At 49.9% G+C, this 9,619-nt stretch carries 9 protein-coding genes; 5 read left to right on the top strand and 4 right to left on the bottom strand.

The genetic code is table 11. The annotated features are described in order from the left end of the window. Positions 1–138 precede the first annotated feature (138 nt). Genes HP401_RS24655 through HP401_RS24645 form a run of 3 tightly spaced genes read right to left on the bottom strand, consistent with a single transcriptional unit; the run spans position 139 to position 2,625 of the window. Positions 139–1,686, bottom strand: a complete 1,548-nt coding sequence (locus tag HP401_RS24655) for an MFS transporter (RefSeq protein WP_173606921.1) — start codon at positions 1,684–1,686, stop codon at positions 139–141. Next, positions 1,683–2,123 (bottom strand): SRPBCC family protein, encoded by a 441-nt coding sequence (locus HP401_RS24650; RefSeq protein WP_064201579.1) that lies wholly within the window; start codon positions 2,121–2,123, stop codon positions 1,683–1,685. The genes HP401_RS24655 and HP401_RS24650 overlap by 4 nt, the downstream gene beginning before the upstream one ends. Before the next feature lie 13 nt (positions 2,124–2,136). Beyond that, positions 2,137–2,625, bottom strand: coding sequence for a MerR family transcriptional regulator (locus tag HP401_RS24645; RefSeq protein WP_173606920.1), 489 nt, complete (start codon positions 2,623–2,625; stop codon positions 2,137–2,139). A 244-nt stretch (positions 2,626–2,869) separates the two neighbouring features. Between HP401_RS24645 and HP401_RS24640 the strand changes: the two genes are divergently transcribed. Next, on the top strand, positions 2,870–5,068 hold the full coding sequence (locus HP401_RS24640; RefSeq protein WP_142496970.1) for a DNA topoisomerase III: 2,199 nt from the start codon (positions 2,870–2,872) through the stop codon (positions 5,066–5,068). Positions 5,069–5,121: 53 nt separating this feature from the next. On the opposite strand, the gene HP401_RS24635 is transcribed toward HP401_RS24640, so the two are convergent. Beyond that, the gene (locus tag HP401_RS24635) at positions 5,122–5,499 is read right to left on the bottom strand and encodes a VOC family protein (protein WP_173606923.1); all 378 of its coding nucleotides are present in this window, start codon (positions 5,497–5,499) and stop codon (positions 5,122–5,124) included. A gap of 327 nt (positions 5,500–5,826) precedes the next feature. On the opposite strand from HP401_RS24635, the gene HP401_RS24630 reads away from it, so the two are divergent. Genes HP401_RS24630 through HP401_RS24615 form a run of 4 tightly spaced genes read left to right on the top strand, consistent with a single transcriptional unit; the run spans position 5,827 to position 9,606 of the window. Next, positions 5,827–7,017 (top strand): HlyD family secretion protein, encoded by a 1,191-nt coding sequence (locus tag HP401_RS24630; protein WP_173606919.1) that lies wholly within the window; start codon positions 5,827–5,829, stop codon positions 7,015–7,017. Continuing rightward, complete coding sequence (locus HP401_RS24625; protein WP_173606918.1) at positions 7,014–7,772, top strand: ABC transporter ATP-binding protein; 759 nt, start codon at positions 7,014–7,016, stop codon at positions 7,770–7,772. Before HP401_RS24630 ends, HP401_RS24625 begins: the two co-directional genes overlap by 4 nt. Next, on the top strand, positions 7,769–8,908 hold the full coding sequence (locus HP401_RS24620) for an ABC transporter permease (RefSeq protein WP_173606917.1): 1,140 nt from the start codon (positions 7,769–7,771) through the stop codon (positions 8,906–8,908). Before HP401_RS24625 ends, HP401_RS24620 begins: the two co-directional genes overlap by 4 nt. A gap of 17 nt (positions 8,909–8,925) precedes the next feature. Continuing rightward, complete coding sequence (locus HP401_RS24615; RefSeq protein WP_016742878.1) at positions 8,926–9,606, top strand: TetR/AcrR family transcriptional regulator; 681 nt, start codon at positions 8,926–8,928, stop codon at positions 9,604–9,606. Positions 9,607–9,619: the final 13 nt, after the last annotated feature.

The raw sequence follows: 9,619 nt of genomic DNA, 5'->3' as shown, positions 1-9,619 counted from the left end.
CATTCCTGAATCCCTCCTACGACTTCTTTGTTTACAATCGTTACAGGGATGTTTGACTAGGTTTGAAAGGATGTCTCGCATACATGAGACAGCGGCAGTCTGGGACGGGAAAATAAAGTCCTAGACTGCCACGGATCATTACATCTCACCTGGTGTTCTCTGCCCGATGGGGGGGATATGCCGAAGCTTGATCACAGTGAGTATGGCGATAGCGATCATGAGCACGCCACTAATGCTCACAACAGCATGCATGCTGTCGGTAAATGCTATCTGGGCGCCATGAAGAAGTGTTGAACCAATAGGTTCGGGTAAAGCTTTAGCTGTCGTGACTGCTCCAGCGAGACTTTCGCGGGAGGCTGCGGATGTTAACATCGTAACATCTTCCGGTATGAAGCTGGCAATTTGAGTGCGGTACACGTATGTTCCGATGCTGCCTAATACAGCAATACCCAGTGCGAATGCGAATTCACCGCTCGTTTGCAGCAAGGACGCCGACGAACCTGCTTTTGCAGGCGGGGCTGAGCCGATAATGATATCGCTGGACAAGCTCGCAAACGGGGCGGCTCCTACATGAAAAAAGATATAACCGACGATCAGGGTAGAGAGCCCGGATCCCGCTTCTACTTGGGACAGTAAAATACAACCAGTCGCCGAGACGACAAGGCCTGCCCCGATAAGGAGCGACGGTCGGACCCATCGAGCGATGATCGGTGACAACAACATGCCAGCCATCGACGCAACCACTCCCGGGAGCATGCACATCGCTGCCGCAAGCGGCGATAGTCCTTCCACGAATTGAAGATGCTGTGCGATGAAGAACATGGAAGCACCTGTCAAAGTGATGCCGAACAAGCCGCCCAGTGCTGTGCTGAAGGCGGGGTTTGCGAATAGGCGCAAATCCATTAGCGGACTGTCCAATCGCTGCTGCCGTCTTACGAATAACTTCCCGAAAACAACGCCAGCCACGATGGCAATGAGCGGCAAGATATGTAGACCTTGCTTAGCGATTTCCTTTAGGCCGTATATTGTCGGTAGAATGGTGCACATCGACAGCATGACGCTAGTCATATCCAAATGACCAGGTGCGGGATCCCGATATTCGGGCAGAAGATGGGTTGCAGTCAACAACAGCAGCGCCATGACTGGAACGCCGAGTAGAAAAATCGAACCCCATGAAAAATGCTCCAGTATCGTCCCGCCGACTACTGGGCCAAGCGCCATGCCTCCCATGGAGCACATGAACCATATGCCTATGGCGAGGGAGCGCTGCTTATGATCGCGGAACATATTGCTGATCAATCCCAGGGACGAAGGCGATACCGTTGCCCCGGCTATGCCAAGCAGCGCCCGTGCTGCAATCAGCATCCCGGAGGTGCTGGAGTAAGCAGCCAACACCGAAGCCAAACCGAATGCCCCTGCTCCGAACATCAGCAGCTTACGGCGTCCGAGCCGATCTCCGAGCGAGCCCATCGTGATCAGAAACCCCGAGAGCATGAAGCCGTATATGTCCATGATCCAGAGCTGTTCTGTACTGTCAGCGCCGATAGAGACACTTATGTGAGGAAGTGCGAGAATCATGACCGACAAGTCTATCGAAACGAGCAGTGCAGGCAAGGAAAGTACGGCAAGTCCAATCCATTCGTTCAAACCGGCCTGGTGACTCGATTCAAGCGCAGCAGCTTTCATTGGGCGTCTAGAACCTCTCCGAGCCGATCCAACATCACCTTTGTTCCGTGCTCACGCTGTTCAGGCGTATCGAGACCGTCTAGAAAAACGCCCTGCTCGGTATAGATCAAGCGCGTGCCGCCGTCTACGGAATCGAATTCCACCGTCGTCACGGAGACAGACATCCGCTTGTCTTCCATGTCCAACGTGTAAGAGTATACAATTCGCGTATTCTGAACGATTTCCTGATAGCAGGCATCGAATGTGTAAACGGGTCCCCCAGGCGGACCACCACGATTGAATTCGCGGCCGCCGACGCGGAAGTCGAATTCTTCGGCTTTAGGAAACCAACTGGCTTTGGCTGCTTGACCCGCCCATGCAGCGAATACACGAGCAGGGGAATGCTTATAGTTCCTTTCAATGACAAATGTGGAATGTTTGGCTGATCGTTCACTCACAGTCGAAACCTCCTTATCCGGGTTCTTCCGGATGCTCATCTAAATATTCACCAAGTCGGTCGAGGTGGCGATCCATACTCGATTTTCTCTCGGCGAAAAATTTCTCATGCTTCATTCTCATTGTTCGTATGATGTTCATGAAATGCTCAACGGTAAACGGTTCGTTCCTATGCATCCGACTCGAAACATTCTCAAGCTCATGCAAGAGTTTCTGCTGCATGCGGATACTTTCTTTCAGGCTGTCTATTTGAATGGAAACAATGTCTGACAGGCTGAGCTGGTCTCCGGCCATAACGGCTTTAATCTGCTCCAGCGATAGCCCCAACTCCTTTAAGGACAAAATTTGCTGTAGGCGTGAAATGTCCTTTTCGGTGTAGAGTCTGTATCCGGATGGCGAATAGCCGGATGGCGAAAACAAGCCTATCTGATCATAAAAACGTAAAGTCCGTATCGTAATTCCCGCCATTTTCGCAAGTTCTCCGACTTTCCAATGACTTTTCATGATCAGCCCCTTTCTTGATCGCTAGCGTTTCACCGGTAACTTCACTATAAACCGTTACGTTACGTAATGGTCAAGAAGCCATATGAATTTTTTTCCAGAAGGAACGTAAGGCCTGCCTGTTAGCGTTTCATAACCCTGAGAGTCTAAAACTTTATGATCTCGAAAAATTTCTAAGCCCCTTCTTCCTGCTTTTTTGTTTACAATGGATAACAGATTGTTGAATTGGTTTGAAAGGATGTCGTACATGAGTAAAACAGTTGTACTGGCAGAAAAGCCTTCGGTTGGACGAGACATTGCCAAAGTATTGCAGTGTCACAAAAAAGGAAACGGCTTTTTTGAGGGAGATAAATACATTGTAACGTGGGCGCTCGGGCATTTGGTCACTCTCGCTGATCCTGAAGCGTACGGGCAGCAATTCAGCTCGTGGCGAATCGAGGATTTGCCGATTATGCCGTCCCCATTGCGCTTGGTCGTGATCAAGGAAAGCAACAGGCAATTCCAGGTCGTCAAACAACAATTGAGACGCAATGATGTCGGGCAGATCGTCATTGCGACGGATGCAGGACGTGAAGGAGAGCTCGTAGCCCGGTGGATTCTAGAGCTGGTTCACGTGAATAAACCAATCAAGCGTCTGTGGATTTCCTCGGTGACAGATAAGGCAATCCGGGAAGGCTTCCGCAATCTGAAGGACGGCAAAAACTATGAAAACTTGTTCGCCTCCGCGGCTGCTCGTGCAGAAGCCGACTGGCTCGTTGGAATCAATGCTACCCGGGCCTTGACGTGCAAGCATAACGCCCAGCTTTCATGCGGTCGTGTCCAGACGCCAACACTCGCCATTGTGGCAACGCGAGAAGAGGAGATTCGTCGCTTTACGCCCAAGCCATTTTACGGATTGTCTGCGGTGGCCCAAGGTCCGATTCAGCTCCAATGGCAGGATCAGCAAACGAAGGATTTCAAAACGTTTTCCAAGGAAAAGGCTGATCAGCTAATAGCCGCTCTCAAACAGGAGAAAAATGCAGAAGTTATCGAGATTACTCGTGCGCACAAAAAGACGTATGCACCACAGCTGTACGATTTGACGGAGCTGCAACGGGATGCCAACCGGATGTTTGGCTATTCGCCAAAGCAGACACTGTCCATCATGCAAGGGCTATATGAACATCACAAGGCAGTGACCTACCCACGAACGGACTCTCGCTATCTCTCTGCTGATATCGTCGAGACGCTGCCGGATCGAATCAAGGCTGTCCAAATGAAGCCATACGCGCCCCTCGCCGCCAGAATCCTGCGTGCGCCGATCAAAGCGAACAAATCGTTCGTGGATGACAGCAAAGTATCTGACCACCATGCGATTATCCCGACGGAGCAAGCTGTTTTTCTCGGTGATTTGAGCGATAAGGAACGCAAGATTTTCGACCTCATCGTGAAGCGTTTCCTGGCCGTTTTGCTGCCTGCCTTCGAATACGAGCAAACGACCATCCAGGCAAAAATCGGGAATGAAACCTTCCTGGCAAAAGGAAAAACCGTGCTCTCCCAAGGCTGGAGAGAGGCGTACGACCACGATGTAGAAGAAGACGATGCGAAGGACGGCGTAAAGGAACAAAGCCTTCCTTCTCTTGCCAAAGGAGATCGCTTGCAAATCCAGTCGATTTCCCAGACCAAGGGCGAGACGAAGCCGCCAGAGCCATTTACAGAAGCGAGTCTGCTATCTGCGATGGAAAACCCGGCGAAATACATGGCAAACGAGAGCAAGGATTTGATCAAAACGATTGGGGAAACAGGCGGCCTTGGTACGGTAGCAACCCGCGCGGATGTGATTGAGAAGCTGTTCAACAGCTTTTTGCTAGAGAAGCGCGGCAAGCATATTTTTGTCACCGCAAAAGCCAAGCAATTGCTAGAGCTTGTCCCAGATGAAATGCAATCGCCGACCTTGACCGCCCAATGGGAGCAAAAGCTCGGTGCCATCGCCAAGGGAAGCTTGAACAAGCGAGCGTTTATCGAAGAGATGAAAACGTACGCCAAAGAAGTCGTCCAGCAGATCAAGAACAGCGATCAGACTTTCCGGCACGACAACCTGACCAGAAGCAGATGCCCGGAGTGCAATAAGTTTTTGCTGGAGGTAAACGGAAAGCGCGGCAAAATGCAGGTGTGCCAGGACCGGGAATGCGGCTATCGCAAAAGCATTGCCAAGCAAACCAATGCCAGATGTCCAAAATGCCACAAAAGATTGGAGCTGCGCGGAGAAGGGGAAGGGCAAACCTTTGTCTGCGGTTGTGGGCACAAGGAAAAACTGAAGACCTTCCAGGAGCGTCGCGACAAGGAAAAGGGCAGCAAGGTTTCGAAGAAAGAAGTATCCAAGTATTTAAAGGGGCAAGACAAGGAGCAGGACGAAGGAATCAACTCAGCGTTGAAAGACGCACTGTCCAAATTAAAGTTCGACTAAATAGGCATGAAACAAAAGGCGGCCGACCATTCAAGTCAGCCGCCTCCTTCTATTTACTTTTTCTCCAGAATAGCAAAGTAATTTTCTTCATCGTCTGCGAAGTTAAAGACACGGCCCGAAGGCATCGTGACAATGTCTCCAACCTTCACATTTTTATTCATAAGGTCGTTACGCAATTCCTCGATATTTTCCGAAAAGAATAGGAGCGAAGGAGTGCCAAGATTCATTCCGGGCGACATTTTCGCTACGAATTCCTTATTGTGCAGAACGATGCTTGTTTCAACACCTTGTGCGGGAGCAATTTCAATCCATCTCATTTCACCGTTCTTCTCTTCTGAAACCACACGAAACCCTAGTTTTTCGGTCCAAAAGTTCACTGCTTGATCCTGGTTATTGACATACAACATGATTTGACCGACTTTGCTAATCATCATAGACATGTTCCACTCCCTACATGGTAGTTTATAACCCGATGCTCCTAATCCTTTCCATCGCGACAGTATCTGATACCCGATGCCAACGGACTAGTCTAGCTTGTCTTCATCCTAACATGAATAATCAGACAGGATTTCTTTTCAATTGCGCATTGTAGAAAAAGGAATTGCATTTCGTAAAAGAGGAGCATATACTCACAATTAAAAGTGAGTAATCACTCGCTAATCTAAAAAGCTCATCTCGAGTTTGATTCTGTGACTTGTTTTTTTACTCATAAAAGAAAGTGATTACTCACTCTATTACGTAGGTAGGGGGAAGCGTTTATGAAACCAGTTGTTCGTTCCATTTGTATCGGAGGACTCTTACTGGCTTTGTCAGGCTGCAATTGGACAGCGGAAAATCATTCGTCTCTGTCTGGCACAATCGAGGCCAACGAGCTACCGATCGTAGCTGAAGTAGGCGGATTGGTGACAAACGTTACGGCAGAAGAGGGAGATACAGTAAAAAAAGGACAAGTGCTGGCCCAAATCGATAAACGAAGCTACCAAATGACTGTGGCAGAAGCACAGGCAGCATTGGACCAAGCGACAGCCAAACTAGAAGAGGCGAGAGCGGGTTCACGCGACACAACAATCCAAAGAAGCATGGCCAACGTCCAGCAAGCAAATGCGAATATCCAACTGGCCCAAGCGAGAAAAAATCAGGCAGAAGCAGGAAAAGCACGTGCTGCTGAGCAGATGACGCAGGCAGAATCGCAATGGCAGGGGGCGCAGCAGACCCTGTTGTATCAACAAAAACGACTCGAGGAAGCAACAGCGCTCTTCGAAAAAGGAGTGATCTCTGCCAAAGACCTCGACACGCAAAAAGAAGCAGTGAATCAGGCAAAAACGCAGGCAGATCAATGGGCGGCACAAGTAGCGCAGACACAGGCACAGTACCATTCTGCACAAGAAGACATCGCCGCTACTGTGGCCCAAATCGGTACAGCACAAGCCGCGCAAGCCGCAGCGCAGGCAGATCTCGACCAGGTGAAGGAAGGAAGTACTGATTACGCGATTCGGGCACTGCTCGCCGCCCAGGAGCAGGCGAAAGCGAAACTGGATCAAGCCTTATTGCAGTTGGAAAAGTCCAAGATTACGGCAACCGACGACGGTACTCTCTTGCGCTCCTCTATCGAACAGGGGGAAGTAGCAAAAACAGGAGCCACCTTATTTACGATGATGAAGTCAGATCAGCTTGAGCTCGTCGTGTACATCCCGGAAGCACAATTGAATCGGGTGAAAAAAGGGCAAGAGGTTGGCATCAAGGTGGATGCCTATCCGGAAGAGACGTTTACAGGAACGATCAGTCGCATCTCGGAAAAAGCAGAATTCACGCCGAAGAATGTACAAACACCTGATGAACGCACCAAGCTTGTGTTCGCTGTTACGATACACATCACAGATGGACTCGACAAAATCAAACCAGGTATGCCTGCCGATGTGCTGCTGGCAGACGAGGAGGGAGGACAATGAACGCCGCTATCCAATGCGAGCAGTTGACGAAGCGTTTTGGAGATCGAGTAGCTGTGAACAGCTTGACGCTGACAGTTCCGCGAGGTTCGATTTACGGTTTTTTGGGTCCGAATGGCTCAGGGAAATCGACCACAATCCGGATGCTTTGTGGTTTGCTAACCCCGACGACGGGAAAGGGGACGGTTCTTGGCTTCGATGTCATGACACAGAGCGAGGAAATTAAGCAGCGGATCGGGTATATGTCGCAAAAGTTCAGCCTGTATGAAGATTTGACAGTGGAAGAGAATCTCGATTTTTATGCCGGAGTATATCAATTAAACAGTGCAGAACGTAAGCAGCGGAAAGCGGAACTGATTGAGATGGCTGGCCTGACAGGCAGGGAAAAGCAGCTTGCGGGTTCGCTGTCAGGGGGATGGAAGCAACGCCTCGCGCTCTCCTGCGCTCTTTTGCACAAGCCGGAGCTGTTGATTTTAGACGAACCGACAGCAGGAGTCGATCCTGTTTCCCGCCGGATTTTTTGGGACGTGATTCATGAGCTGGCAAGACAGGGGATCACCGTGCTGGTAACTACACACTACATGGATGAGGCGCAGACTTGCGATTGGATCGGCTTTATCTTTTTCGGCAATTTGTTGGCGGAAGGCACTCCACAAGCGTTGATCGATCGTATGGGAGTAGGCAATCTGGAGGATGTCTTCATCGATCTGGTTAGGCGGGAGGAAGCCAGACAGGCGGCGGAGGAGGGAGTCAGATGAGGCATTTTGTCTGGGAGCGTTACTGGTCTGTCGTGAAAAAGGAAGTCATCCAAATCAAACGGGATCGTCCCAGTCTAGCGATTGCGCTGGTCATGCCGCTGATGCTGTTGTTTTTGTTCGGATATGCTGTCAATACAGACGTGAATGACATCCAGATGGCCGTCTGGAATCAAAGCCCTTCTGCTGCCAGTCGAGAGCTGGTAGATCAGTTCGTCCATACGCATGTATTCGAAGTGGCAGCCCAGGTAAGTAGCTACAAGGAGATCGAAGCCATGTTAGACGATGGCTCCGTAAATGTAGCGCTCATTATCGGACCTGACTACACCCGCAAGCGTGATCGCAACGAGCCGGTAGACGTGCAAATGCTCATTAATGGCTCCGATCCGAATATTGCCCGCACTGCGACCTCTCAAGCGCAGTTGATCGTCCAGCATCAGGCGATCACGTTGCAGGAAATGAAGCTGCAAAAACAAGGCTTGGGGGAGCTGGAACAGCCACTCGGCTTGGATACACGCGTGCTGTTTAACCCCAATATGGAGAGTATCGTCTTCAATATTCCCGGCTTGATCGGCTTGATTATGCAAAACGTCACGATGATTCTGACGGCGTTTTCCCTCGTACGAGAGAAGGAGCGGGGAACGATGGAACAGTTAATCGTGACGCCGATACGCCCATTGGAGCTTATGCTCGGCAAAATTACCCCCTATGTAGGTGTAGGTCTCTTCTCGTTTTGTCTGGTGCTATTGGTTGGAACGTATTGGTTCGGAGTCCCGGTCAAAGGCAGCATTTCGCTTTTGGTGACTTTGTCTGTCTTGTTTTTGGTGACGACGCTTCTCTTGGGCATTTTCATTTCTACGGTGGCAAAGACCCAGCTTCAAGCAATGCAAATGGCATTCGCCTTTATCCTGCCTAGCGTGCTTCTCTCCGGCTTTATGTTCCCGCGCGATTCGATGCCGCTCGTGATACAATGGGTAGGCGGGCTCGTCCCGTTGACCTATTTTCTGGAAATCCTGCGGGGAATTTTCTTAAAGGGCGTGGGCATCGATGCGCTCTGGAAGGATGTCGTCGGAATGAGCAGCTTTTGTCTCTTGATCCTGACCGTCGCTATCCTGCGATTCCGCAAGAAGATCGAATAAGAGGAGCGTAATGGGTGATGAACAAGCCGCCAACATTTGTAGAAGGCCTGTTGCAATATGTAGAAGAGTTGAAAGATGAGAGTGAGATGACGGAGAAGCAGCGCAATATTTTGCGTGCATCAGTGAAATTGTTCGCTGAAAAAGGCTTCCATGCCAGCTCCACCTCTGAAATTGCCAAAGAAGCAGGAGTGGCAGAGGGAACGATTTTTCGCCACTATAAATCAAAAAAAGATATTTTACTTGCCGTCGTTGCACCTGTATTGGTCAAATTCGCGGCGCCGTTTATCTTGAAAGATGTCCGTGAGATCTTCAAAGAGCAGAATCATAAAACATTCTCTCAAATCGTGACAGAGCTGTACCGAAACCGGATCGATTTGGTGCTGGCGAATGAAAAGCATATTCGGATTTTGCTGCAAGAAGCTTTTTTCCATGACGAAATCAGGGAAGCACTGATCGCTACCGTTTTCACGGGTGTGAAGGAGATGGCAAACAAGCTGATCGAAGCAAAGGTAGAGGTCGGCGAATTGCGTCCGCTCCCGACACAGGCTGTCTTTCGGGCGATCCTGTCCTCGATGATCGGGCTCGTTTTGTTCCGGCAAGTTTTAGATACCGATGAATTTACGCAGTTCAGCGACGACGAGCAAATCGCCCTGACCGTAGATATTTTGCTTAACGGGATTGGAAATCACTCTATCTAAAATTTTTTATCGA

The sequence above is a fragment of the Brevibacillus sp. HB2.2 genome, from assembly GCF_013284275.1.
Taxonomy (GTDB): domain Bacteria; phylum Bacillota; class Bacilli; order Brevibacillales; family Brevibacillaceae; genus Brevibacillus; species Brevibacillus brevis_D.
This window is presented reverse-complemented; position numbering and strand designations above follow the sequence as displayed.

What these genes read in the sequence shown, in the direction of transcription:
- HP401_RS24630 (WP_173606919.1), top strand. Translation starts at nt 5,827, where the DNA reads ATGAAACCAGTTGTTCGTTCCATTTGTATCGGAGGACTCTTACTGGCT.
- HP401_RS24620 (WP_173606917.1), top strand. Translation starts at nt 7,769, where the DNA reads ATGAGGCATTTTGTCTGGGAGCGTTACTGGTCTGTCGTGAAAAAGGAA.
- HP401_RS24640 (WP_142496970.1), top strand. Translation starts at nt 2,870, where the DNA reads ATGAGTAAAACAGTTGTACTGGCAGAAAAGCCTTCGGTTGGACGAGAC.
- HP401_RS24615 (WP_016742878.1), top strand. Translation starts at nt 8,926, where the DNA reads ATGAACAAGCCGCCAACATTTGTAGAAGGCCTGTTGCAATATGTAGAA.
- HP401_RS24635 (WP_173606923.1), bottom strand. Translation starts at nt 5,499, where the DNA reads ATGATTAGCAAAGTCGGTCAAATCATGTTGTATGTCAATAACCAGGAT.
- HP401_RS24625 (WP_173606918.1), top strand. Translation starts at nt 7,014, where the DNA reads ATGAACGCCGCTATCCAATGCGAGCAGTTGACGAAGCGTTTTGGAGAT.
- HP401_RS24655 (WP_173606921.1), bottom strand. Translation starts at nt 1,686, where the DNA reads ATGAAAGCTGCTGCGCTTGAATCGAGTCACCAGGCCGGTTTGAACGAA.
- HP401_RS24645 (WP_173606920.1), bottom strand. Translation starts at nt 2,625, where the DNA reads ATGAAAAGTCATTGGAAAGTCGGAGAACTTGCGAAAATGGCGGGAATT.